20 protein-coding genes and 3 pseudogenes are annotated in these 22,650 nt (G+C 49.0%); 7 read left to right on the forward strand and 16 right to left on the reverse strand.

Annotated elements, in window-relative coordinates:
• Positions 1–55: 55 nt before the first annotated feature.
• Together BLQ17_RS08505 and BLQ17_RS08510 are read right to left on the reverse strand one after the other, a co-directional pair.
• The gene (locus tag BLQ17_RS08505; protein ID WP_092221836.1) at positions 56–1,498 is read right to left on the reverse strand and encodes a sigma-54-dependent transcriptional regulator; all 1,443 of its coding nucleotides are present in this window, start codon (positions 1,496–1,498) and stop codon (positions 56–58) included.
• Positions 1,491–4,178 (reverse strand): hybrid sensor histidine kinase/response regulator, encoded by a 2,688-nt coding sequence (locus BLQ17_RS08510; RefSeq protein ID WP_092221837.1) that lies wholly within the window; start codon positions 4,176–4,178, stop codon positions 1,491–1,493. Before BLQ17_RS08510 ends, BLQ17_RS08505 begins: the two co-directional genes overlap by 8 nt.
• A gap of 269 nt (positions 4,179–4,447) precedes the next feature.
• Between BLQ17_RS08510 and BLQ17_RS23170 the strand changes: the two are divergent.
• Positions 4,448–4,651 (forward strand): annotated as a pseudogene (locus tag BLQ17_RS23170) (hypothetical protein); the annotation flags it as partial.
• Between the two features lie 49 nt (positions 4,652–4,700).
• Here the strand turns inward: BLQ17_RS23170 and BLQ17_RS08520 are convergent.
• Positions 4,701–5,048, reverse strand: coding sequence for a DUF3024 domain-containing protein (locus BLQ17_RS08520; protein WP_092221839.1), 348 nt, complete (start codon positions 5,046–5,048; stop codon positions 4,701–4,703).
• A 259-nt stretch (positions 5,049–5,307) separates the two neighbouring features.
• Here BLQ17_RS08520 and BLQ17_RS23175 point away from each other — a divergent pair.
• Positions 5,308–5,614 (forward strand): annotated as a pseudogene (locus tag BLQ17_RS23175) (IS3 family transposase); the annotation flags it as partial.
• 166 nt (positions 5,615–5,780) lie between these two features.
• On the forward strand, positions 5,781–7,148 hold the full coding sequence (locus tag BLQ17_RS08525; RefSeq protein ID WP_092221840.1) for an 8-oxoguanine deaminase: 1,368 nt from the start codon (positions 5,781–5,783) through the stop codon (positions 7,146–7,148).
• Positions 7,149–7,336: 188 nt separating this feature from the next.
• Here BLQ17_RS08525 and BLQ17_RS23665 read toward each other — a convergent pair whose 3' ends face one another.
• Positions 7,337–7,501: an integrase core domain-containing protein gene (locus tag BLQ17_RS23665; RefSeq protein ID WP_092221841.1), complete on the reverse strand. Its 165-nt coding sequence runs from the start codon at positions 7,499–7,501 to the stop codon at positions 7,337–7,339.
• Between the two features lie 127 nt (positions 7,502–7,628).
• On the opposite strand from BLQ17_RS23665, the pseudogene BLQ17_RS08535 reads away from it, so the two are divergent.
• Positions 7,629–7,796 (forward strand): annotated as a pseudogene (locus tag BLQ17_RS08535) (helix-turn-helix domain-containing protein); the annotation flags it as partial.
• A gap of 263 nt (positions 7,797–8,059) precedes the next feature.
• Here BLQ17_RS08535 and BLQ17_RS23505 read toward each other — a convergent pair.
• Positions 8,060–8,317, reverse strand: a complete 258-nt coding sequence (locus BLQ17_RS23505) for a hotdog fold thioesterase (protein WP_218121744.1) — start codon at positions 8,315–8,317, stop codon at positions 8,060–8,062.
• A gap of 252 nt (positions 8,318–8,569) precedes the next feature.
• A complete protein-coding gene (locus BLQ17_RS08545; protein ID WP_092221845.1) occupies positions 8,570–9,130 on the reverse strand; it encodes a DUF2889 domain-containing protein in 561 nt (186 codons plus the stop codon).
• 187 nt (positions 9,131–9,317) lie between these two features.
• On the opposite strand from BLQ17_RS08545, the gene BLQ17_RS08550 reads away from it, so the two are divergent.
• Positions 9,318–9,941 carry a BCCT family transporter gene (locus BLQ17_RS08550; protein ID WP_281180516.1) on the forward strand — a complete coding sequence of 208 codons (624 nt, stop codon included), beginning with the start codon at positions 9,318–9,320 and terminating at the stop codon, positions 9,939–9,941.
• Positions 9,942–10,243: 302 nt separating this feature from the next.
• Here the strand turns inward: BLQ17_RS08550 and BLQ17_RS08555 are convergent, their stop codons facing one another.
• The 4 genes from BLQ17_RS08555 to BLQ17_RS08570 form a co-directional block, all read right to left on the reverse strand.
• Complete coding sequence (locus tag BLQ17_RS08555) at positions 10,244–11,110, reverse strand: cyclophilin-like fold protein (protein ID WP_218121743.1); 867 nt, start codon at positions 11,108–11,110, stop codon at positions 10,244–10,246.
• A 47-nt stretch (positions 11,111–11,157) separates the two neighbouring features.
• Positions 11,158–12,285, reverse strand: coding sequence for an MBL fold metallo-hydrolase (locus tag BLQ17_RS08560; protein ID WP_092221847.1), 1,128 nt, complete (start codon positions 12,283–12,285; stop codon positions 11,158–11,160).
• A gap of 188 nt (positions 12,286–12,473) precedes the next feature.
• Positions 12,474–12,671 (reverse strand): hypothetical protein, encoded by a 198-nt coding sequence (locus BLQ17_RS08565; RefSeq protein ID WP_143005469.1) that lies wholly within the window; start codon positions 12,669–12,671, stop codon positions 12,474–12,476.
• Positions 12,646–13,050 (reverse strand): (R)-mandelonitrile lyase, encoded by a 405-nt coding sequence (locus BLQ17_RS08570; protein ID WP_092221852.1) that lies wholly within the window; start codon positions 13,048–13,050, stop codon positions 12,646–12,648. The genes BLQ17_RS08565 and BLQ17_RS08570 overlap by 26 nt, the downstream gene beginning before the upstream one ends.
• Positions 13,051–13,304: 254 nt before the next feature.
• On the opposite strand from BLQ17_RS08570, the gene BLQ17_RS08575 reads away from it, so the two are divergent.
• On the forward strand, positions 13,305–14,243 hold the full coding sequence (locus tag BLQ17_RS08575) for an AraC family transcriptional regulator (protein ID WP_092221854.1): 939 nt from the start codon (positions 13,305–13,307) through the stop codon (positions 14,241–14,243).
• Between the two features lie 162 nt (positions 14,244–14,405).
• On the opposite strand, the gene BLQ17_RS08580 is transcribed toward BLQ17_RS08575, so the two are convergent.
• The 3 genes from BLQ17_RS08580 to BLQ17_RS08590 all read right to left on the reverse strand — a co-directional run bounded on the left by BLQ17_RS08580 (position 14,406) and on the right by BLQ17_RS08590 (position 17,619).
• Positions 14,406–15,434, reverse strand: coding sequence for a CocE/NonD family hydrolase (locus BLQ17_RS08580; RefSeq protein ID WP_092222035.1), 1,029 nt, complete (start codon positions 15,432–15,434; stop codon positions 14,406–14,408).
• Between the two features lie 120 nt (positions 15,435–15,554).
• On the reverse strand, positions 15,555–16,745 hold the full coding sequence (locus tag BLQ17_RS08585) for an iron-containing alcohol dehydrogenase (protein WP_092221856.1): 1,191 nt from the start codon (positions 16,743–16,745) through the stop codon (positions 15,555–15,557).
• A gap of 232 nt (positions 16,746–16,977) precedes the next feature.
• Entirely contained in the window at positions 16,978–17,619 is a 642-nt protein-coding gene (locus BLQ17_RS08590; RefSeq protein ID WP_092221858.1) for a TetR/AcrR family transcriptional regulator, read from the reverse strand.
• 316 nt (positions 17,620–17,935) lie between these two features.
• Here BLQ17_RS08590 and BLQ17_RS08595 point away from each other — a divergent pair, with 316 nt between their 5' ends.
• Complete coding sequence (locus BLQ17_RS08595; RefSeq protein ID WP_092221860.1) at positions 17,936–20,155, forward strand: molybdopterin-containing oxidoreductase family protein; 2,220 nt, start codon at positions 17,936–17,938, stop codon at positions 20,153–20,155.
• Positions 20,156–20,281: 126 nt separating this feature from the next.
• Here BLQ17_RS08595 and BLQ17_RS08600 read toward each other — a convergent pair whose 3' ends face one another.
• The 3 genes from BLQ17_RS08600 to BLQ17_RS08610 all read right to left on the reverse strand — a co-directional run bounded on the left by BLQ17_RS08600 (position 20,282) and on the right by BLQ17_RS08610 (position 22,585).
• Positions 20,282–21,709: a cytosine permease gene (locus BLQ17_RS08600; RefSeq protein WP_092221862.1), complete on the reverse strand. Its 1,428-nt coding sequence runs from the start codon at positions 21,707–21,709 to the stop codon at positions 20,282–20,284.
• Positions 21,710–21,769: 60 nt separating this feature from the next.
• On the reverse strand, positions 21,770–21,985 hold the full coding sequence (locus BLQ17_RS08605) for a hypothetical protein (protein ID WP_143005470.1): 216 nt from the start codon (positions 21,983–21,985) through the stop codon (positions 21,770–21,772).
• A gap of 99 nt (positions 21,986–22,084) precedes the next feature.
• Positions 22,085–22,585 (reverse strand): ester cyclase, encoded by a 501-nt coding sequence (locus BLQ17_RS08610; RefSeq protein ID WP_092221866.1) that lies wholly within the window; start codon positions 22,583–22,585, stop codon positions 22,085–22,087.
• Positions 22,586–22,650 lie beyond the last annotated feature (65 nt).

A 22,650-nucleotide genomic window follows, 5' to 3' on the forward strand; every position in this document is an offset into this window, starting at 1 on the left:
ATAAAATATATTGTTGAATCACAAGGAGTCTGAAAAATCAGACATATATTGTATGTTACTGCTGAGCAACCGTAAGCTGGTGCTTTTTCAACAACGAGTAGAGATGGGAACGGGATAGGCCGGAGGTATTGAGAATTTCGGTAAGATTGCCGTTATATCGCTCTATCAGGGTAATAAGATAGAATCGTTCAGTAAGATCGCGAAATGTTTTCATCGACGGCGGCGACTGATGAAAAAGGGCGTCGAACAGTTGCTGTCTGATATTTCGGACAGCCGGGTCGTTGTCGGTGGTTATCTCCCGGCCCTGGTCGGATAGCTGCTCAATTTGCTGTTTAGCTACGGCAATGCGCAGGGTTCTTGGTAAATGCATCGCGTACAGTTGCTTTTCAACCCCGGCAGCGACCAGTGCTCTCTCGATATTATTGAATAATTCCCGTATATTGCCTGGCCAGTTGTATTTTTCCAGCAGTTCAAAAAAATCACTGTTTATCTCTTTTGGTGCCATGTCGTAACGCTTGCACAGCTGCTCTACCCTATAATCCGCCAGTAACCTGATATCGCCTGTACGAATCCGCAGCGGCGGCAGATTGAGTTGCATGGTCTTGATCCGGTAGAGCAGATCGTTGCGGAATGAGCCATCCCTGGCCATCCCATCCAGATCCCTGTTGGTTGCAGCAATGAGCCGAAAATCAGAGGTCTGCTCCCTGGAATCGCCTACCGCCCGAAAGACCCGCTCCTGCAATACCCTGAGAAAAGACTTCTGCATGGATAGCGGCATTTCCCCGATTTCATCAAGAAACAGGGTGCCGCCGTCCGCCTGTTTGACCAGCCCCTGCTGGTGTTGATGGGCGCCGGTGAAGGCCCCTTTGCGGTGGCCGAAGAGAATCGATTCCACCAGGGATTCGGTGAGTGAGGCGCAGTCAACCACCACGAAGGGGTGATCTTTGCGGACCGAATTGTCATGAATGGCCCGGGCGAAAACTTCCTTGCCGGTACCGGTTTCACCGGTGATAAGCAGGTTGGACGATGACTTGGCCACTTGCAGGAGCTGACGCTTGACCGCCTTGATACTGCTGCTCTCGCCGATAATGGTCTTGGTTGCCAATATCACATCACCGTTGTTGCCTTGTTTTTCTTGGCGATAACGGATGGCTCTATTTAGGGTGAGGGTGATTTCCTTGACACTGGAGGGTTTGAGAATGTAGTCCCACACCCCGCCTTTGATGGCCAGTTCAGCCCCATCCGGATCCCCCTTACCGGTCAGGATGATCACTTCTGGCGGTTTTGGTAAAAGGGTCAATTGCGGTAGGATATCCAGACCGTTACCGTCCGGCAACCTGACATCGAGAAACAAGATATCAAAGCAGTGTTTTTCCAAAGCTGCCCGACCTTTGGTAAGGCTTCGTATGGACAGGGCCGAATGGCCCTGGCGCTGGACTAGACTTTCCAGGGTTTCACAGATTTCGGGATCGTCGTCAATGATCAGGATTTCACCCATGATTCCTCATCTCCTGCAAAATGGTCTCTATTGCATCTATCAACTCTTCCTTATCGTACGGTTTGGTCAGGATTTTCTTGACCGCTTCCAGGTTACTGGCTTCGATCAAGGCCTCCTCGCGCCCGGAAATCATGATAACCGGCAGGGTCGGTACCTTGTGGCTGATCAGCTTCACGAGGTCGATGCCGTTCAATTTCGGCATATCGTAATCGGTGATCAGCAAATCGAATCGATTCGGGTCAGCGTCGATCAGCCTGTACGTTTCACTGGAACCGGCGATGCCTTCAACGTGGTATCCTTCAGCTCCGAGAATGCGAGGTACGCTCTCCAACTGATCGAGATCATCTTCAACGAACAGGATCCTCGCTTCGCTCTTGCCGGCAATTCCCCGTTCATCTCGGTGTTCCGTTTCACTTATCTCGATCCTGGGCAGGAAGATTTCAAAGGTCGCCCCGTGGCCGAGTTCACTTTTAACTCGCACCGCGCCACTGTGACCTTTGACAATGCCGAGCACTACCGATAGCCCCAGGCCGGTTCCCTCTGCTTTATCTTTCGAAGAAAAGAACGGGTCAAATATTTTGTCTATTATTTCCGGATCGATTCCAGGACCATTGTCGGCAACGGAAAGTAGAATGTATTCCCCGCTTTCCAGATTGAGATATGCTGCTTCTTCATCGTTTAGGCTGGCTTCCTCAAGACGTATATAGAGACCGCCCCCTTTTTCTCTTAAGGCATGAAACCCGTTGGTGCACAGGTTCATCACTGCCTGGTGGAGTTGCGTTGGATCAGCATAAATCTTTGGCATGGTTGGAGAAATATGGGAATGGATGGTGATGTTTGCCGGCAGACCGACCTCTATAAGCTGGATGACTTCGATTACCACACCGCTCAGATCGGTGGCACGAAAACCTTCCTTGGTCGGACGGGAAAAGGCGAGAATCTGCTTGACCACCCTTCCACCGCGTCTCGCCGCTTTCAACACCCGATCAAGATCCTTTTCGGTTTGGGAGCCTGTGTCGACATCGCTGAGGGCCAGTTCGGTAGAGTTGATGATGGAAGTAAGAATGTTGTTGAAATCATGGGCAATCCCCCCGGCTAGCGTACCGATCGCCTTCATCTTTTGCGATTGCAGCAGTTGTTTTTCCAGATTGTGTTCTCTGGTGATGTTTTCCGCAGTGGTCAGGATGCCGTTGATCAGGCCGTTTTCGTCGAGAAGCGGCACTTTGTTCACCTCCAACCAGAATACCTGTCCATCGGCTGATTTAATCTCTTTGCGCACCCTTCGAAATTCTCCCTGGCCGGAGACGACCGCCGAATCGGCGCTGGTGGACCATTGTGCATATTCGCTGTCGGTGACAACCCGGCTGGTATTCTGGCCGACCACCTCGTTGATTGTTTTGAGTCCGAAGAAGTTGGCAAAGGTTAGGTTGGCGCCGACATAGTGTCGCTGAGTATCTTTCCAGGAAACCAGCAGGGGGATGGTATCAATCAGGGTTTCCTGGAAGGTGAGCTGGTTTTTGATTTTTTGTTCCACCTTGCGTTTGGCAACGATGTTAAGGGCGAGAAAAATGACCGTGCTGAGCAGCAGGAAGCAGCTGATAATGATGGTCCAGAACAGTTCCCTCGGCAAGGCATAGGAGGAGTTGGGGGTGTTGATGATATTGGCCCCTTCGGGGAGTAATTTTTCTTTTATGTTGAGTCGTTGCATGACATTGTAGTCAAAACCGTAGACGCTGTCCGGGCCATACTTGATGGCTATGGTGTCGGCCTTCTTGCCACCGAGAATTTCCAGGGCCATCGCCGCCGCCTTTTTGCCGTGTTCAAATCCAGACAGCAGGCTGCCTCCTACCGCGCCAGAGCCGAGGAGAAATTCCCAGGCGGTATAGATCGGCACCGAAGAATGGATATATATCTCGTGCATGACCTCTTCAGCGGTGTAGAAACTGTTCCCTATCACCTGATAATAGGGAATGAAAAACAAGAAGGTATCCTGCGGCAGATTTTTCACCCTTCTCTGCACTTCCGGTAGATCGACCTGGATCCAGTAGTCGACATGAAGGCGGTCACGAAAGGCCGGTACCACATCTTCAATTTGGTGCTTGATTGCATAACCGGCGGTCGAGGCATCGCCGACAACGACCATCTTGTTTTTGTCGGGATGTAGACGCAGGGCGATTGCAATTGTGCCGTCTAAATCGAAATTTTCAATTACTCCTGTAACGTTACCAATTTTCAGTGCCTCTCGATTCAATTCGTTTACTCCGCAGAACACTATCGGAGTATCCGGAAACAATTGAGGCCGGTACTGTAAGGCAAAATTAAAGGCATCATCGTCTGAGGCGATGACAACATCAAATTTCTCCGTCTTGAATTTCTCGCGGTAAAGATGCAGCAGGGCCTCAATGACATGTTTGACATTAAATCTTTTCGCGTCCATGTATTCGATCTGCAGGTCAACTTTGTACTTGCTCTGGTCAAGTTCGTTGCGAACACCCTGGAGGATGGAGTCGGACCATTGATAACCATGGTGGTAAGAGTTGATATACAGAACATTTCGTTTGTTGTCGCTTGCCATGGCTCTAGGAGCAGACACCAGCCACGTTGAAAGAATCAGGATGGCCCACAGCAGCAACAACAACGAAAAGAAAGGCCTTGATTGTTGTGACGTTACCTTTTTCATGCCATGATTGCAAGCAAATATCAGGCCAACAAACCAGTTATGGCACAACTATCGTCGTGCAACGAGGATCGAAATCATTTATTTTTTATACTTGCTGGATAACATATTATCTTGACAGTTAAAAGATATACGGCATTCAGGCCGTCAATTTTAATTCTTCCTGCTTGTTTTTACTGCATTTATTTCTTCGAGCATAAATCTACCTCAACAGTTAAGTGTTACCCCCTTCTTCTGATCTTTAAGCGCTCATTAATTGGTAGTTAATACAAAAAAACCGACGCATCTTTCCAAACGATACGTCGGCGTTTAAAGTTGTGTTCCTGGCTATCCAGAAAGCTTCTGAGAGATTGACGACCATGCCTATTCGGAACTGGAAACCGGCTATGAATCGCTTTCTCACTGAATATGAAGATAGATTCTCTGAAATCCGAAAAATAGCAGTTACACAGAATTATTTACAGAGTCCGGATTAAAATGATTAAAACATGAATCGGCACCGGTATCCTAGACACTCTCAACAACTCACCCCCAAAAGCAACCGTTGGGGTCATCGTCTATTTCCCGTAGAACATCTTCGAGATGCTTCGTTTCAGCGAGCGGTGGATAGGAGTGCCACTTTAGATCTGCCCGCATCCAGAAGAGCTTCCAAGTCTTCCTACTTTTAACGTAGGTCGCTTTAGCAACCAACTCCTCCATTGTCTTCTCTGGTTTGTCCCAACGTGGACGTACAGTGAAAATTTCAAAACTCTGCCCAGTCACCCGGAACCCGATGTCCAGTTTACTCCGTATGTGGGGTGCAGGCCTTCTCTTCTCCACGAGGCCGCCAATCAACTTTTCAATCCGCCTAATCTCAAACTCACTTATCGCCATACCTGATCACCCTTTGCTGAGTGAAATATTATCATCTCATGATATGTCATTCAGCGTCGTAATTTGACCCCATTGTCTTAAGTCTCTTTTATCTTTCAAAGATCTTAACCATCTAATATGAAATAATTTTTAAAAACAAAAGAAGTTCAGACCTCCACACCGCAAAAAGGTTAATATTCAAAGAGGAAAAAAGTCAATTTTCTAAGCTGAAGAACAACAAGCTCTTTGGACACTTACAAATCGCCATAAATTCATACACCATAGTGACAGAGACAACCAGTCCTAATCGATCCGCTACACAGAACACTTAGCTGAAACAGGAATCAGCGCTTCTGTTGGCACAACTGGCGATCCACACAATAATGCATTGACCGAGACAGTGATCGGTTTGTATAAAACTGAAGTAATTCATTATCGTGACCCCAGGAAAGGACGCGATACGCGTTGAATATGCAATGCTGGAACAGGTAGATTGTTTCAATAATCGTCGATTGCTTGAACCAATAGGAAAGAATCCTCCTTTGGAAAAAGAGAGGATGTATTATGAACTGGAAGAGTTAAGCTAACTTTATATTTGAGATCTTTTTATTACACCTGCAATAAAACAAGCTGGTCGATCAAAACCACGCTGAGGCACCGCTTCTTCAGATGAATGTGCCAACCAGAAGGACGGAACCACTTCCATTTCTTGCTTAGAGCTGCCAGCAGGCAGATAATCGGAGGGTCGGAAGGATGATACATATCAAAAATGCATTGGCGGTCATGACCAGGGCCGATAGCGAAGTCCTGAATAATGTCGACGTGGTGATCAAAGGATCGGCCATTCACGAGGTGGGTCGCTCCCTGACACCGCCCCCCGGTTCGGATGTCGAGGTGATTCCAGGAGAGGGGCTTGTGGTTACTCCGGGCCTGGTGAACACCCATCATCATTTTTACCAGACGTTCACCCGAAATATCCCCTTCGCTCAGGATGCCAAACTCTTCGATTGGCTGGTTTATCTCTACGATGTGTGGAAACACATGGATGCCGATACGGTGTGGTGGTCCACCGTGCTGGCCACTGCCGAGCTGCTGAAAACCGGCTGTACCACGACCACAGACCACCACTATCTCTACCCCGCAGGCATAAACACGGATATCATGGCTTTGCAGTTCGACGCCGCGAGTCGAACCGGCATCAGGTTCAGCCCCACCCGCGGGTCCATGAGCCGGTCCAAGAAAAACGGTGGTTTGCCGCCGGATTCAACGGTACAGAGTGAAAAAACAATACTTGACGATTCCGAACGGACTATCAAGGAATTTCACGATCCAGGGCCATGGGCCATGCGCAAAGTGGCCCTGGCACCCTGCAGCCCTTTTTCCGTCTCGGAACAGCTGATGAAAGAAACTGCCTCCTTGGCTCGCCGTTACGGCGTCAGGCTCCACACCCACCTGGCAGAGACCAAAGATGAAGAAGAATACTGCGTACAAACCTACGGACGGCGTCCTCTAAAGCTGATGGAAGACTGCGGGTTCATCGGCAGGGACGTGTGGTTTGCTCACGGAATTTTTTTTGACGATGAGGAGCTGGATGTTCTAGCGTCTACGGGAACCAGCATCGCCCATTGTCCCAGTTCCAATATGCGGCTGGGATCGGGCATATGCCGGGTCAGGGACATGCTGGATAAGGGGGTGAACGTTGCGTTGGCGGTAGATGGCTCGGCTTCGAACGATACCAGCGATATGCTGGGAGAAATCCGTCAAGCATTATTGCTTCAGAGGGTTAGTCTAGGCGCCGGGGCTCTCAGCGCCAGGGAAGCCTGGCGCATGGCCACAGAAAACGGAACGAAACTGCTCGGTTTTGAAAAAATCGGCCGCATCGAACCGGGCTGGGCTGCTGATCTGGCTCTCTTTGATGTCAATACCCTAGGTTACGTGGGCGCTCTTAGTGATCCGGCGGCGGCCCTACTTTTTTCCGGTTACAACCACCAGGCCTCCTACACCATCGTAAACGGTAGTGTAGTCGTTGCCAACGGCAACTTGGTAGGATTGGACGAAAAAGAAATCACGGCGAAAAGCAGCGAAGCGGTTAATGCGCTGTACGCGAGGGCTGATCTGTGACACATGGAAGTGTTCCCACTCGTTTAAACAACTTACCCGCTGTTTCTTAGGTGGAACTCCTGCCTGTTTTATATGCCATGTTTACCACGGGCAACATCATTTCATACGCTTCATCAAAAGCGTGGCACAGGTCCTTTGAACAGGTCTATCGGTTTTGTTAATGGAAAACCTGTCGTAATTTACGCTACTCAATCCATAACCGGCAGCATAGTGTTGTAAGCCTCCTCAGACGTCTGCCGTCCCAGAATTGAATGGGGTCGACGGCGATTGTACCAGTCAAAATATTCCACAGTTGATCTGCGAGCTTCAGAAACTGAATCATATGCATGCAGATACCCTCGATTGTATTTCAAAGACCGTCACAAGCGTTCGATAAAGATATTGCCCCTCCATGCTCCCCGTCCATCCATACTGAGAAAACATTCCTGGGTTTTCCATGTTTGAACGAATTCCAATGCCAAGAACTGGCTTTCCTGGTCAAAGCTCAGGTTGAACAAAGCTAGACACCTCATAATCCAGACAAGTACTAAAGCCTATATTGCCGCTTATAAAGTGGGTTATGAAAGTCCTTCCCCATTCAGCCGTGAATTCAAGAGGTATTTTGGGCATAGTCCGGCGGAGGCAATAAGAGAGGCTCGTCCAAACTGAAAAAAAGATTTTGTAAAGTTTGGTTTAGATTGCTAGAAAACCTTCTCAGGTAAGCCACTCGAAAACAATATTCTCCGCACCATGGACAGTTGCCCCCTTTGGTTCAATCGTCTTTTTTCTTCAAGATCATTTTAACCTACTAATATCAAATGGTTTAAAGAAAACCGTATCATCACTCTTGTTATGTGAAGCGGGTGAATTTCGATGCTGATTGACATGTCGAATGGCAACAAAGCACACAGCATCGCCGTTAAATGGCACTTTTATTTGTCCGGTTTTTCTTCAGGACTAAAGAAATTATCCCAAATGGCCATCTTCACCCGCGAGACACAAACGAGCCGATCCTGCTGGTCGGTACTACGGACCTGCCAGACCTGAGTCAACCGCCCCATATGTAAGGGGGAAGCAGCCCCGAACACATACCCGTCTCGAACCGACCTCATATGGCTGGCATCAATGGAGAGCCCAACACAATGCTGCCTGGTACTGTCCAGAGTGAAGAAAGTGCCGCGCGATGCCAGATTTCGGCAAGAACGGCAGAAACACCACCGTGCAAAATCCCCACCGGTTGACGGATTCTCTCATCGACCGATATGCGAGCCGTGAGATAGTCGTCCCCAGCCTCCACTATCTCTATTCCAAGGTGGCTGACAGCGCAATTTTGCCAACGAATGTGGGCAAACTCCATAGGAGAACCTTCAAACTAGCTAGGCTTTTTCATTGCCGTGCACCTCTGCAGACTGCAAAATTTGGTCTTCTCTGAAAAAGTATAATCAAGATGATTCTTTGCGTAATCTTTCCGTGAGGCTTGCTGCCAGCGAGCCATCCTTCCGCCACACATAGCAGGAACCAATCAGGTAAGTTTCCATACCGGCAGCTGATTCTGTTAGAGATATACCCTTATATGACTTGTCGATCCAAGTGCCCTGCAAAGACGCCGGCGCCATGGCCATGAGCAGGGAAACCAGATGAGTACACCCCTTGCTGCCACCAACCAGCTTGCTGACCCTGGAGGAAAAACCTTTAACAATCGCCATGCCCTTGATAGGATTCAAACTCGTTACCATGGCACGGCATGCCTCATGTGGCACCTGAGGCATGGAAACGAACACGTCCGCAATAACCATGGTGCTGATGTTGACGATCAGCTCGATTTTCATATGGTGATAGACACCGGCTGTAATCTTCTCACCTAGGTGATTAGTGTAATCGACATGTTGCCCTTCTTTGAATTCCCCTACCAGAAGTATGTGTTCAGCATCCCACGTATAGGTTGAGATATCCATATTGCGATTATGAATATTCTCCCCTTGGCACCGTTCAAGAAAGCTCATGTTTTTCAATCCGTATATTGCAGTTGGGGTATATCCGGTTTCGTCGTTGATGATACATCAAGCTATCGGACAACCCCCTGGAAGTCAACATCTAAGTTTCAACCAAAGCGGTTACTTACAGACTATCTCCACTGGCTGATCGCTTCTTTCCCATGAAGGTTTTGATCGCTCAGAATTATTGATATAGATGAACATTACCTTCTGGACTGATTCGATGAATCAGGCATTTGATGGTAAATGGCTCGGCTGGTGGAAGATTTTTTACTGGGCCTTCTGGATTGCCTGGGTCCCGTTCGTCGGCGGTTTTATCGCTCGCATCTCCAAGGGCAGAACCGTTCGAGAATTCATCATCTGGGTGGTTCTCATTCCATCCCTGGTCATGTTCGTCTGCTTTGACATCTTCGGCGGTGCAGCCATCCTTGCCGAAAGGGCCGGTACTGTTGAACTGTGGAAAGCCATCCAGAACGACATGGGCTCCGGTATCTTCACCCTGCTCTCCACTTACCCCATGGGCTTTTTCGCCTCCATAATGATTTTCATCAGCCTGACCATCTTCTTGATCACCTCCGCCGACTCCGCCTCCTTCCTGGCTGCCATGCTTATGTCCAAGGGCGAGTTGGAGCCCAAAGTCGGTATGAAATTCGTTTGGGGATTTGTCTTGGGCACCATGGCAATCATCCTGCTCCAGACCGACGGCCTGAAAGCGCTGCAGACTGCATCCATTGTCTGTGCCCTGCCATTTACAGTGGTTATGATTGACATGATGATTTCAATTATCAAAGGATTTGGCAAAGATTTGAAAAAGCAATAGACTCCATATACCAACACAGCGAAAAAGTGTTTGAGGCCGAGAAATTGTTCCGGCCTCACACACTTTTTTATTTTTCAATTACCTCGATTCATGGTGTATTTAACACCAATTGTTGTGCTTCATGCTTGCGGCAGGATATTGAGCGTGTCAACCTTTCGTTTGTGTTGCCAGCATCGACCGCATTACATGCATGCTCCAGCTTGAACCAAAGGCTGATCGATATTAATCTTGATGCAGTATCACTGCGATGAGCAGCTGTGATACAAGGATTGTGTTCTTTGCAGGACGGCAATCCCCGTTAATTATTGATCGATTTTTTCAACCTTTATAATACCCGACATGTCTCTGAGGTACTCATCGCCAGATACCGCTTTCCCGAGTTCAAAAAGCCCGCCGGCTGAACCGAATTTTCCATAAAACATGACAACATTTCCCCAGGGGGCGTAGTAGGCAAGAGTTCCAGCTCTGGCATCAGCTTTTGGGGTGTCTGCAGTACCCAGTTTCTGAGGAGGATAGAAGATTTTCTCCTTATCTCCATAGTTTTCTACTTCAATATTCAGGGGTAACTGGGCATAAAACTCTCTTGAGGCCTGGCTGTCGTTGAGCTTGAATATGGTTGTCTTATTGTTGGCAATTACCTGTATGTGCATATGTTTTTGTATCCCTGAAATATTTTTTTCAGGCTGGTTCTTTTCAATAAGTACAGTACCTGACATATGGGCAATCCCATCTGTACCGGCAAGTCCCACCCCAAGACGATGCATTTCATCTCCAGCATGAAACTCTTTATAGAGCATGAAGACATCGCCCCATGGCTTGTAATAGCTGAGTTCACCTTTTTCCCCGTCATGATATGCCTCATGTGGCGTTACGTTGAGCTTTTCTGGCGGAAAAAACATCCACTGTGCATCACCAAAATTACTCAGCTCCAGTTCCAGGGGCAGCTGGTCGTAAAATTCCCGTGCGGCAACCGTATCATAGAGCCCGAAAGTGGCCGTATGTTCCTGCGAAGTTATCCTGATGTGCATAGTGGACAAGGCGAGGTCATAAATCTCATCAGCCGAAGCTTTTCCTTCATTGATTACACCAGATGCGAGCACAATAAACATAATTCCAATGGCCAATACCGGGAAGACACCCTGTGCACAACGACGTTTTTCAACAATCATAACCACATTTCCTTGACCTATTTTCAGTTGACACTCAAAGTTGCAGCTTACAATTGATTCATCTCCAGCCACCAGTATGATACCCGTGACAAAGAAACGCCCACCGTTACCGGTTCTCCGATTCTTGGCGTAACAAGCCGGTACGACCTGTTCCTGCTTGCGTCTGCTATCCTTTTAAAAGGCTCATCCCATGGATGGTTGGCGATGGTAAACCGACCGACATGGGAGGGGATAAGGGTTCTGGCTCCAAGATCCTGGGCCGCCTGGGCTGCTTCTTCAGGAGTCATGTGGATATAGGACCAGCGTTGATCATACTGACCGCAATCCAGCAGTGCCAGGTCGAATCCGTTAAATGTTTGGCCAATATCGGAAAAATGCGAACCATGTCCACTGTCTCCACTGAAAAATATGCTGCTCTTTAAGCCCTGTAGAGCAAAACCAGCCCAGAGGGTCCTGTTTTTTGCAAACAGCCGCCTGGAATAATGCCTTGCCGGCAGCAGGTGAATAATGACGCCATGGTCTATCGCTACCTTATCGTACCAGTCTTTTTCATGAACCTTTTCTTTGGGGTAACCCCAATACTCGAAGGATATACCAATTCCCAACGGGCATATCACTTGTTTCACCTTGGCCTGGAGAGCCTTAACCGTTGGATAGTCCAGATGGTCCCAATGATCGTGTGAAATGAGGAGGCAATCTATCTCCGGCATGTCTTCTGGTTGATAGATGGTGGTGCCATCAAACGCTCTGTTAATAAACGAAAAAGGGGCGGCGTAACCGGACAATATCGGATCGATAAGGATGCGTTTGCCGTCAAGTTGTACAAACCAGGCAGAGTGGCCAAGCCAGACCACAATGTCCTGTTGCGGATCCAGCTCTTTTAAATCTGTTTTCACGGTAGGTAGTGGTTCATCGGGAACCAGCCGTTCATGCTTTGACAAAAAGCTGTTGCAGATAATTGAAAAGGTGGTGACATTTTGCGAGAAAATGGGTGTTGATATGGGATACTGAAACGTACCTTCCCCGTAGTTCGGTGATTGTTTCAGCCTTTCCAGCTCCTCACCCCTTGGGAGTTTTCCGAACCTGGATTGGTTGAAAATTGTAGAAGCACCAAAACCAAGGCATGCGGCGACGACCAGCATCCAGCTAAATAGCATCAAGAGACTTTTCTCCATGGTTTATCCCGTTTTACCAGTCCGGTGACTGGAGCTGAGCACCGGATGGTAGTCATATAAAAACATTATCTCCTCGCTTCAAGCATCTCTTCAAGGATCTTCTGGGAGCCCTCACCTCCCGATTTCCCGCCTGCAACACTCAAGCTGAGAAATAAAACACTGCATCTGCACTTCACCAAAGCCGATATTCACTGAAACTCCAGGATGAAGAGCCAGTCTTCGCCCCCGGGCAAGGTGGGGAAATTGCTGCAAAGCTCACCATTATCGCCGACAAACCATGTTCCAAGACCCGGTTCCGGGATTGATCCGTCATTGGTAAATATAGCGCCAGAAGCGTTATTGCTGAGGCTGACAGCCCCCTCAGAGCCCATCTTGGTATTGCTCATCACTTACTTTTTCAAGCCACTCGACCGCAGAACCGTCAAGTTCTTCCTGAATGGCAATGTGGGTCATGGCTGTAGTCGGCCAGGCTCCATGCCAGTGTTTTTCTCCGGGCTCGAACCAGACCACATCCCCAGGACCAATCTCCTCAATTGGCTCGCCCTCGCGCTGAACAAGGCCTCTTCCCCCAGTTACAATAAGGGTCTGGCCCAGCGGATGGATATGCCATGCGGTGCGTGCGCCCGGTTCAAATGTAACAGAACCGACGGTGGTGCGAGCCGGTGATTGTGCCTTCAGAAACAGAGGATCGATTCGTACAGTCCCCGTAAACCATGCCTCCGGTCCTTTGATTGATGCTTGTGATCCATTTTTTTTAATTTCCAATTCATCCTCCGCTTGAAAGATTATCCCCTATCATAATCCCTTTTGAGATTCTGCCCGCTTCACCTATATATTGCAGCTCATGGTGTTACACCATTTATCCAGCCACCGTTTCCCTTATATGTAATCACAATCTTGCTGCCGTGTTTGGCTGATTCTCCACAATCTTTGCCTAATCCTGCAGATATTGCGTTTTTCTTTGTATGCTGAGGCTTATCTGATTACATTTACCATGTATGCACAAACGGAGGCAGATTATGAAACAACAACCGGATATCTCCTACCAGAATGACACCGCTCTTGATGAGGCCATGGTCGCTCTTGCTGAAAAAATCGACCGCTGGACATTGGCCAGGGGCAATGAACCGGCAACTGCTTATCCGCCCCTTTCTATCTATCGGCAGGAAGCGCCTACTGAGCTGATAAGTTATCTGCAGGAGCCGTCCCTTTGCCTGATTGTCCAGGGTAAAAAACGGGTATTTCTTGGCGAGGAAACGTACTATTACGACAAGGACCATTATTTGATAACGGCAGTTGATCTGCCGATCATTGCCCAGATCTTTGAGGCGAGCAGCAACGATCCCTACCTGGGGCTTACGCTCAAGCTCGAAAAAAAGCAGATTGCGCAGATGTTGCTGGATGATCACATATCAATCTCCCGCAATCAGGCTTCAGATCGAGGACTGGTCGTCAGCAAGATTGAACTGGAAATAGTTCAAGCCATATTACGGTTGATCGATCTTCTCGAGCATCCGGCTGATATTCCCGTACTGGCTCCTCTTATTCAGAGAGAAATATTGTATCGCCTTCTGATCAGCGAACAGGGCAAACGGTTGCAGCAAATTGCAATGGTCGGCAGCCACAGCCACCAGATTGCCCGCGCGATTGAATGGCTCAAGGAAAACTACGCCAAGTCTTTCAAAGTGGAGGATTTGGCGACGTATAGTGGTATGAGCACATCAAGTCTGCACTATCATTTTCGTGCCCTGACGGCGATGAGCCCCTTGCAGTTTCAGAAAAGACTGCGATTAAACGAGGCAAGGCAGCTCATGCTCATGGAACAAAAAGATGCGACAACGGCAGCCTTTGAGGTTGGCTATGAAAGCCCTTCACAGTTCAGCCGCGAATACAGTCGCCTGTTTGGAAATCCTCCGTCAAGGGACATAAAAAAGCTGCATGAGACGACGATGCACTGATCATCACTGCCTGCTGCCCAGCTTTTAAAAGACTCACCTGTTCATCCGTTCTCACTGTCACAATCCGTTTCTACAAACAAAAGATCCCCTGTTGATAAGCTGGGGATCTTTTGTTTGTAATGGCCGCAGAAAATCTGAGGTAAACGTTTGCGATGCTCTAGGCTACTTCAGGTGTTGGCTGAAAAACGAGGTCAGTTTATCAAACGGAATCATATCCACCCTGTCATACAAGTCTATGTGCCTTGCTCCGGGCACTATAACAAGTTCTTTCGGCTCGGCAGCCATTGCAAACGCATCTTCGGTGAAATATCTGGAGTGCGCGTTTTCACCCATGATGAACAGGATCGGTCGTGGAGAAATGGACTTGATGTAATTCATCAGTGGAAAGTTCATGAATGCCATATTGCTGGTCAGGGTAAACGGACCATGCGACCTGGGATGGTGACCCCGCTCCATTGCATAATACTCCCAGAATTCACTTGAAATGGGGTCCATTTCTTGCGGAATTGAATCAACCGCTTCTACCGGGAATCCTTCCGGCAGAAGTGGGCTGGTGCTCGCAAAATCCTTCCAGCGCTGCTCGCCCAATTGTTCAAGCGCCTTGCGGCGCTGCTCAGGTGTGGTTGAATCCTTCCAGCCGTTACGGATTACACGGCTCATATCGTACATGCTTAGCGTGGCAACGGCTTTGATACGCTGGTCAACCTGTGCAGCAGTAAGGGCAAATCCCCCGCTTCCGCAAATGCCGATAACACCAATTTTTTTTCTGTCCACAAATGGCCGGGTACCCAGGAAATCGACACCTGCACTGAAATCCTCAACGAAGATATCGGGAGATGAGACGTGTCTTGGCTGGCCGCTGCTTTCACCGTTGTATGATTCATCAAACGCCATGGCAACAAAGCCTCTTTGGGCAAGGGTTTGTGCATAAATACCGGCTCCCTGCTCCTTGACGCCGCCATAGGGAGTACCGACAAGGATGGCTGGGTATTTTTTTGAACTTTCCAGGTGTGTTGGAAGATACATATCAGCAGCGATGGTGATTCCGTACCTGTTGTGGTAATGCACTTTCTGATGGTCTACCTTGTCGCTTCTGGTAAAGGTCTTGTCCCAGATATCCGAAGCCGCAGATACAGCAGCAACAGATGTCAAGAGCAGCAATGCAGCAAGAGAAATTACGCGTATATTCATATTGTTAAGCCACATACATAAAGTTTTCACTCAACTCTCCTTGACTTATTGGTTTCATTTTGCACAACATTTTCCACAAAACGATTAATCGCCAGGGAAGAATCCTTTTTTTCAAAAAACTTACAAAGCCGACCGTAATACCTCGACAATATCCTGCTTGCTCATTGTCGGACGCCCAAGGAGGTTGCCATCCTCGTCACGGAGAACCAGCGCAGAATCTTCCGCATACCGGGTAAACAATTCATCACCGATACCGAGAGCCGACAGCCGTGTCGGGCAACCGATGGACTTGAGGAAAGCTTCATAGGCATCGATACCAGCAAGGGCGCAGTCCATGTCATCACTTCCTTTTGGTTTGAGGTTGAAGATACGCTCCCCAAACTGCACAAACTTGGCAGGACGAACTTTCGCCGCAAACCGCATCCAGGCCGGATTCACTATCGCAAGGCCGGCGCCATGGGTGATGTCGTGATGGGCGGAGATTGCGTGCTCAATCATATGTACCGGGAAACCGGCAGGATTCATCCCGGCGGCCATGAAGCCGTTCAGGGCAAGTATAGAAGCCCACTGCAGATGCGTACGCGCCTCCAGATCGTTGCCATCTGCCAAAGCTCTTTTTCCATAGTCGATGGTGTTGAGGATAACGCCTTCGGCAAAACGATCCTGAACAGGAGTATCATCAATACCGTTGAAATATGCTTCGGTTACATGGACAATTATATCGCAGATACCGTAGGCGGTCTGATCTTTGGGCACGGTAAGGGTAAGTTCCGGATCAACCAGGGCGACAGCGGGATAGAGAGCCTCTGTTTGCACAAAGGATTTTATCTTGGTCTCATCGTTGCTGATAACTGCACCACAATTCATTTCCGAGCCGGTGGCGGCAAGGGTCGGGACCGTGACAACCGGCAGGGTTTCAGTCGGAATTACCCAGTCTTGCTGTCCGTGACCAATAAGATCCCAGGGCTCGCCATCATACAGGGCTGCCGCACCAATAACTTTTGAGGCATCCATGGTGGAGCCGCCACCCAGCGCAATAACAACTTCACATTTTTCATCACGCACCAGCTGTGCTCCGCGGGCAACCGATGTGATTCTTGGGTTAGGCTCAATCCCTGCACACTCAACCCAGGTAATACCTTCCCGTTCTAGGGATGCGACAGCACGGTCAAAAATTCCGTTTCGTTTGACGCTACCGCCACCAGTTACCAGCAGCGCCCGTCTGCCTATTCTTTTGACCTCTTTACCAAGACGCTTCAGGTTGCCTGCGCCAAATATAAGACGAGTGGGATTATAAAATTCAAAATTCATCGTTTTCTCCTTGTTTGCGTTGATATGTGGGCTCATCCTGAGTGGATGATCCAACTATAAGCCCCAAAAGAAGAAACCGTTAGAAAGATACTCCAGAGTTATTGCCTGATTCTCCAAAACCACATCGAAACACTATAATGAGAATAATGAGAAATACGAACAGGAACTCATTGCCTGCAGGCAGGGGATTCAAGCGTAAGCGGGAGCCTGATCGGTCTTTACTGTCGTTTTCTCAGACGCCAACACCTAAAATTCGTGAAAACAAATCGTTAAGTTTGCTGGCAATATCTTCAGTACGTTGTGTGCCCATGATGGCTTCATCACATCCTCCGCGAAAGCTGTAAAACATAACGACAGCAGTCCAGTGCGCATCATCAACCTTCCAGGCATCCGCCTTGGTGCCATCGGAAATCAATCTTGTGAGATATCGTGTTATTTGCGCATCGGCCATGGCATTTCGAAATGGCATACCCGGCCCATAGATCACCACGTCATGGAGCGCATGCATTTCAAAGTAAGCATCGACAGCCCCCTCTATCCACGCTCCGATGCGACCTTGCCAATCATCGACAGGACAGCTGTCTACACGCAGCCTGATACGGTTCATTACTTCCGACTCGAACCCTTCGCGCAGTACCTGAAGCAGTTCAGCCTTGTTTGAAAAATAGTGATAAAGTGTACCCTTGGCGCAATCGGCAGCCGCGGCAATTTCATCCATTGTCGTTGCTTCATAGCCTTTCTCGACAAATAAGGTACGTGCTGCTTCTATCAAGACTCCACGTCTCCGGTCCGCATTCCTTGGTCCCGACGGGGCACCGATTCGTCGAACAGCTTTAATTTTTGACCGCTTTTCAGCCGATGATGTTTTTTTCATGATATCCCCTCATCGTCCATACCGTACGATGCTTTTACTGTGCAGAACGCATTTTCGACCAACAGTCGAAATTAGTTTGACCGGAGGTCTATCTAAACATAAAATAGACGCAGAGAAAACCGTAAACAGAGGCAGCAGCGCAGCTTAATTGAGCAGTGATACCAGTTGATTTTCCGGAAAATCCTGTCTTGTATCTGCACAATTTACCGCAATCTTCGGGGAAATGACTGCATGCAACTATACTAACTGACATTGGAAAATCCATTACCCTGAAACAGCCGGGCTTATTATTGCCAATCAGGTCCTGGAGGCATATATGAAAAAATTTCGCAGAAGTTATTGCGGTCTTTGTCATCCGCGATGTGGAACCCTGCTCCATTATGATGAAAACGGAAAAGTTGTCAAAGTCAGCGGCGACCCGGACCATCCTGTAACCCGTGGCGTTATCTGCGAACGAGGACGGTTGATGATCGATCATCTTTATCATCCTCAACGGTTGAATTATCCTCTGAAAAGGATTGGTAAGAAAGGAGAAGGCTGTTGGCAGCAGATATCCTGGGATCAGGCCCTTGACGAAGTGGCGGAAAAACTATCAACGTTAAGAGAAAAATACGGAGCCGAAACTCTTGCTTTCACCCATGGTACAAAACGCACTTATCATTGGGATTGTCGCCGTTTTTTTAACCTCTTTGGGTCCCCCAACACCTGTGGTGTCAACACTATCTGCATGTGTCCGAGCTACGCTACCGAATTTGCCACCTACGGAGGCATGATCCTTGGCAGCGAGGTACCCGCGGCCAAGTGTGTCGTCTTATGGGGTTGCAACGCTTCGCAATCAAGCCCAACGGGGCTCTATCCCAAAATCGTCCAAGCTCGCAAAAATGGCGCAAAGCTGATTGTCATTGATCCCCGGGAAATAAAAGAGGTGGAGAAATCCGATTTATGGTTGCAGATCCGCCCAGGTACCGACCTTGCCTTGATGCTGGGGTGGATTCGCCTGATTATCGCCGAAAATCTGTACGACCATGAATTTGTATCTCGCTGGACAGTCGGCTTTGACGAACTAAAAGGTGTTGTTGAACCCTATATCCCGAAGATTGTCGCTGAAATCACATCGCTGCCCGAAGAGCTGATTATCGCCTCAGCACGAATGTATGCAACATCACGCCCGGCTGTGATTCCCTTTGGCCTTGGCCTGGATAAACAGGGGGTCAATTCAACTCAATGCGCGCGTGGCAGGGCAATTATCCGCGCTATTACCGGTAACCTTGAGATCCAGGGCGGGGAGGTTTTTTCTTTAGCGGGTGATATAGGCAAAATCAGGGATTCCGAACATCTCGAATTGAACCATCTGCTGCCTGAAAGTCAAAGAATTAAACAGCTTGGAGCGGACCGATACCCCTTTTTCGGTTTTCCAGGATGGGAAAAAACTTCTGCCGCCAACCAAAAGCTACCGGAAGGATACATGGCCCCACCTGAGGCATGGCATTCCAACCTGGCACATGCCAGGGAAGTTATGAACGCCATCATTACGGGCAATCCGTATCCCGTGACGGCAGCTATATCTTTGGCCAACAACCCCCTTCTGGCACTACCGAACACCAAACGTGTATTCGCCGCCCTGCAGGCGCTGCAATTGTATGTGGTTGTTGATTACTACATGACCCCGTCAGCGGCCCTGGCCGATTTCGTTTTCCCGGCTGCATCCACTGTGGAGACCCCAGAACTCTGGTTGACCAGCAGATTCTGCATGGCGTGCCCCCAGGGAGTAGACGCCTTGTATGAACGACGCAACAGCTATGATTTTTATCGTGGACTGGGGCTACGGTTAGGCCAGGAAAAATACTGGCAATGGGAGACTGTTGAAGACGTGTATGATCATTGCCTGGAACCGGTGGGGTTGACGTTTAATGAACTGAGTGACCGATACGGGATCTTTGGCGAGATGGAATATCGCCGGTATGAACGGTTTGGCTTTGGCACACCATCAGGAAAAGTCGAGCTGAAATCATCGATTTTCGAAGATCTGGGAGCAGCCCCACTGCCTCACTATCGTGAGCCGGTTTGGAGCCCCAGGGGGGATCTGGTCGTGGCTGAAGAGTATCCTCTGATTCTTATAACCGGAAGCCGTTTTATGCCCATGTATCATTCCGAGCAGCGGCAAATAAAAAAAGCCAGGGAAAAGGTGCCCGACCCGCTGGTCTCGATTCATCCAAAAACTGCTGAAGAACATGGGCTTTGTGAGGGTGACTGGGCAGTTATTTCCACCCCGTTGGGGTCGATACGTCAGCGCGTCAAGCTCTCAGATGCCATGCACCCCCAAATGGTCGATGTACAACATTCGTGGTGGTTTCCTGAGCGTGATCCGCATCTCCCGGAGCTCTTTGGCGTATTCGAATCAAACGCCAACGTTCTCTGTCCGGACGATCCTGAATTTTGCAGCCCGGAAATAGGCAGCTGGCCCCATTCCGCTTTGTTGTGTCGCATTGAAAAAGAGCAGCGAACTCAACCGGTCAGCTCTTGTAGACAGTTGTGACATGGAATTGACCTGGCCACTCTTTTTTAACAAAAAGACCACCGCAAAAAGCTCCGGCGTAAGAAAATTGCTTGCGCCGGAGCTTTTTGCGGAGCTGCTCCCCGGTTTTTACCGAGGATGTTCTGACTATTCGTTTACAGCCACCCTCTCTTCGTTGGGAATAGGTGGAAAACCGATCTTCCGTGGTACAAGAAAAACCCTGGCCAGCACATAATAGCTGGCACCAGCGATCAGCGATGCGGGAAAAGCCGCCCCGCAGACGCGAAATACACTCTCAACATGGGGTACACACGTGACCGGATTGTAAATATAGAGGGAAATAGCGGTTCCTATGACACAGCTGGCAACAAACAAGACGTTGATGCCCTTCCAGTAATAATATGCGCTGTTGGCGCTGACATCGTAAATCTCCTTCATGTTTACATTCATTCTCCTCAGGATGATGTCAACCACCCAGACAACCCCAAGCGGACCCAGCAACGCCCCGTAAAATGCGACAAAAGTGCCGTATTGATCGTAGGCCGCCGGGACAAGAATCAGAATTATCACCAGCAAATTTATGGAAAGTGCCTGAAGCCAGGAAAGCTTCGGCCATACCACCCTTGCGGTCAAGGCGACGATATACATGGTGCAGATGCCGGAAAAGATATTGGCGATCCCGAGGAAAAACATGTAGAGCACAACCCAGATTCCCCCTATATCCTTGAGCAGGTAGACCGGATCGGTCACGCCCGCCACCAGACCGCCGGCGATGGCCGGAATGCAGGCAATCGCCCAGATCGGCCCCCAACCCCACCATGTACCGTAAAACGCCGCCGATTCGCTTTTCGCCAGTCTGCAGTACACAGCAAAACTAAAAGGCCAGCTGAACCCGAGGCCCACGTTCATCTCGATCGCTATCATGAAACTGATCCACGGGTCTTTATGGAATCCTTCGGGTACGATCTGCGCAATGTGGCTCCAGCCGTAATGGCTGAAAATTTTATAGGTCAGAATCGCCAGCAGGATGACAATACAGGGAGTGACGATACGGAAGAAAAACTTTAATATCATCGCCGCCTTCCACAGAATCAGAAACGCCACGCCCAAAGCCACGAAGGACCAAAGTTCGGCGTTGGCCATCGGCCCGGTTACACTTAGAAAACCAAGCGATTCGTGCACCGTCCGGCCAAACATGACAATGGGTATCGACGTCCACCCGAGATACATCGGCGTGGTCACGGCAACGACAATGATCAAGGTTCCCAGGGGCCCGGCAACTGAGTTGGTGATTATTCCGTTGTCCAGGCCCCACCTGGCGATAAAAGGGCCGATGAGACAGTGAAAGAAAAGCGGCAGGGAACATCCCACCACGCAGGCAATAATAGCCAGCGGCAGCGGAGTTGCCATCCCTGTCCAGGCTCCCAGCACCAGCATCCAAGTGGCCACGCTGAACGACACCTGGATAAGGATCATGTCGGTCATCCCCAGCTGACGCTCGCTGGGCAGCGTCGGCAGCCTGCTTTTTACAACTTCGTTTCGAACCATCTCGTCTGTTGTCTGTTTTGCACTCATATTGTTTTCCCTTTATCATTATGTTTATCTGATACAGTACCTGAAAGTCTCACCCGCAAATCAGTTCGGAAAATAGCTTGGGTAGACCGAGAGAGCCCCCCAGATAAACAGCGCAACAAGGCCCAGGGTGAAATAAAACGAGGGAACAAGAGTCTTCAATGTGATAGGCTTTACTTCACAATTTTCGGTTCCCGGACCAAGATCGTGGTAGATACTTATTCTTTTTTTTGTCTCGTTGGTAATCATATCCATGAGTTGATCTGTGTTTTTTTGCAAAGCGGTATCTCCTTGTGGTATGTGATGAAAACAGGAACCGGCCGAGGTTTGCGCCCACCGGTCCCCGGACATTCACCAAACTCTGGTTGCCGGATTTATTTACTCAAGAAGTCCCAGCTGCTGGTAGAACCCGTATGCGTCGTAAAAATCACCGGAATAGACGATCTTGCCGTCTTTTATTTTCATCCATGTCAATCCGTTGATTTTAAACCTTTTATTGGTAGCCTTGGTGCCGTCGCTCCAATCACCGGTATTGGTTCCGGAAAACGACCATTTCCATATCACGCTGTCGTCCTGGACCAGCACCTCATTTTCCCTCTCCAGTTTGAGGTCAGGCACAGCGGTCATAAATGATTCCACTATCTCCTTTCTTACATTGGCGGGCCCGGACACCGGCTTGCCGACCGTAGCATCGTAGAACACAATTTCTTTATCAAAATGAGAAGCACACGTTGCGGCATCATGACTGTTCCATCCGGCAATGTACGAATCCAGCACTTCCAGTGAAGTTGCTGCCTGGGCCATGACCGATGCCAGCAACAGGTAAAACGAGACGGCTACAACCAAGAAAGATGTTTTTGCCCTTTTTCTGTTGAACATTTTCCTCTCCTCCTGATGTGATGAGTGAACGGTTTTTCGGTGCGAAAAGAGTTCTTCTCACCGAA

Origin of the sequence: Desulforhopalus singaporensis (assembly GCF_900104445.1) — a bacterium.
Taxonomy (GTDB): Bacteria; Desulfobacterota; Desulfobulbia; order Desulfobulbales; family Desulfocapsaceae; genus Desulforhopalus_A; species Desulforhopalus_A singaporensis.

Excerpts from the sequence above, each read along its gene's own strand:
- BLQ17_RS08505 (WP_092221836.1), bottom strand. The coding sequence starts at position 1,498 with ATGGGTGAAATCCTGATCATTGACGACGATCCCGAAATCTGTGAAACC.
- BLQ17_RS08510 (WP_092221837.1), bottom strand. The coding sequence starts at position 4,178 with ATGAAAAAGGTAACGTCACAACAATCAAGGCCTTTCTTTTCGTTGTTG.
- BLQ17_RS08520 (WP_092221839.1), bottom strand. The coding sequence starts at position 5,048 with ATGGCGATAAGTGAGTTTGAGATTAGGCGGATTGAAAAGTTGATTGGC.
- BLQ17_RS08525 (WP_092221840.1), top strand. The coding sequence starts at position 5,781 with ATGATACATATCAAAAATGCATTGGCGGTCATGACCAGGGCCGATAGC.
- BLQ17_RS08545 (WP_092221845.1), bottom strand. The coding sequence starts at position 9,130 with ATGAGCTTTCTTGAACGGTGCCAAGGGGAGAATATTCATAATCGCAAT.
- BLQ17_RS08550 (WP_281180516.1), top strand. The coding sequence starts at position 9,318 with ATGAACATTACCTTCTGGACTGATTCGATGAATCAGGCATTTGATGGT.
- BLQ17_RS08555 (WP_218121743.1), bottom strand. The coding sequence starts at position 11,110 with ATGATTGTTGAAAAACGTCGTTGTGCACAGGGTGTCTTCCCGGTATTG.
- BLQ17_RS08560 (WP_092221847.1), bottom strand. The coding sequence starts at position 12,285 with ATGGAGAAAAGTCTCTTGATGCTATTTAGCTGGATGCTGGTCGTCGCC.
- BLQ17_RS08565 (WP_143005469.1), bottom strand. The coding sequence starts at position 12,671 with ATGAGCAATACCAAGATGGGCTCTGAGGGGGCTGTCAGCCTCAGCAAT.
- BLQ17_RS08575 (WP_092221854.1), top strand. The coding sequence starts at position 13,305 with ATGAAACAACAACCGGATATCTCCTACCAGAATGACACCGCTCTTGAT.
- BLQ17_RS08580 (WP_092222035.1), bottom strand. The coding sequence starts at position 15,434 with ATGAATATACGCGTAATTTCTCTTGCTGCATTGCTGCTCTTGACATCT.
- BLQ17_RS08585 (WP_092221856.1), bottom strand. The coding sequence starts at position 16,745 with ATGAATTTTGAATTTTATAATCCCACTCGTCTTATATTTGGCGCAGGC.
- BLQ17_RS08590 (WP_092221858.1), bottom strand. The coding sequence starts at position 17,619 with ATGAAAAAAACATCATCGGCTGAAAAGCGGTCAAAAATTAAAGCTGTT.
- BLQ17_RS08595 (WP_092221860.1), top strand. The coding sequence starts at position 17,936 with ATGAAAAAATTTCGCAGAAGTTATTGCGGTCTTTGTCATCCGCGATGT.
- BLQ17_RS08600 (WP_092221862.1), bottom strand. The coding sequence starts at position 21,709 with ATGAGTGCAAAACAGACAACAGACGAGATGGTTCGAAACGAAGTTGTA.
- BLQ17_RS08610 (WP_092221866.1), bottom strand. The coding sequence starts at position 22,585 with ATGTTCAACAGAAAAAGGGCAAAAACATCTTTCTTGGTTGTAGCCGTC.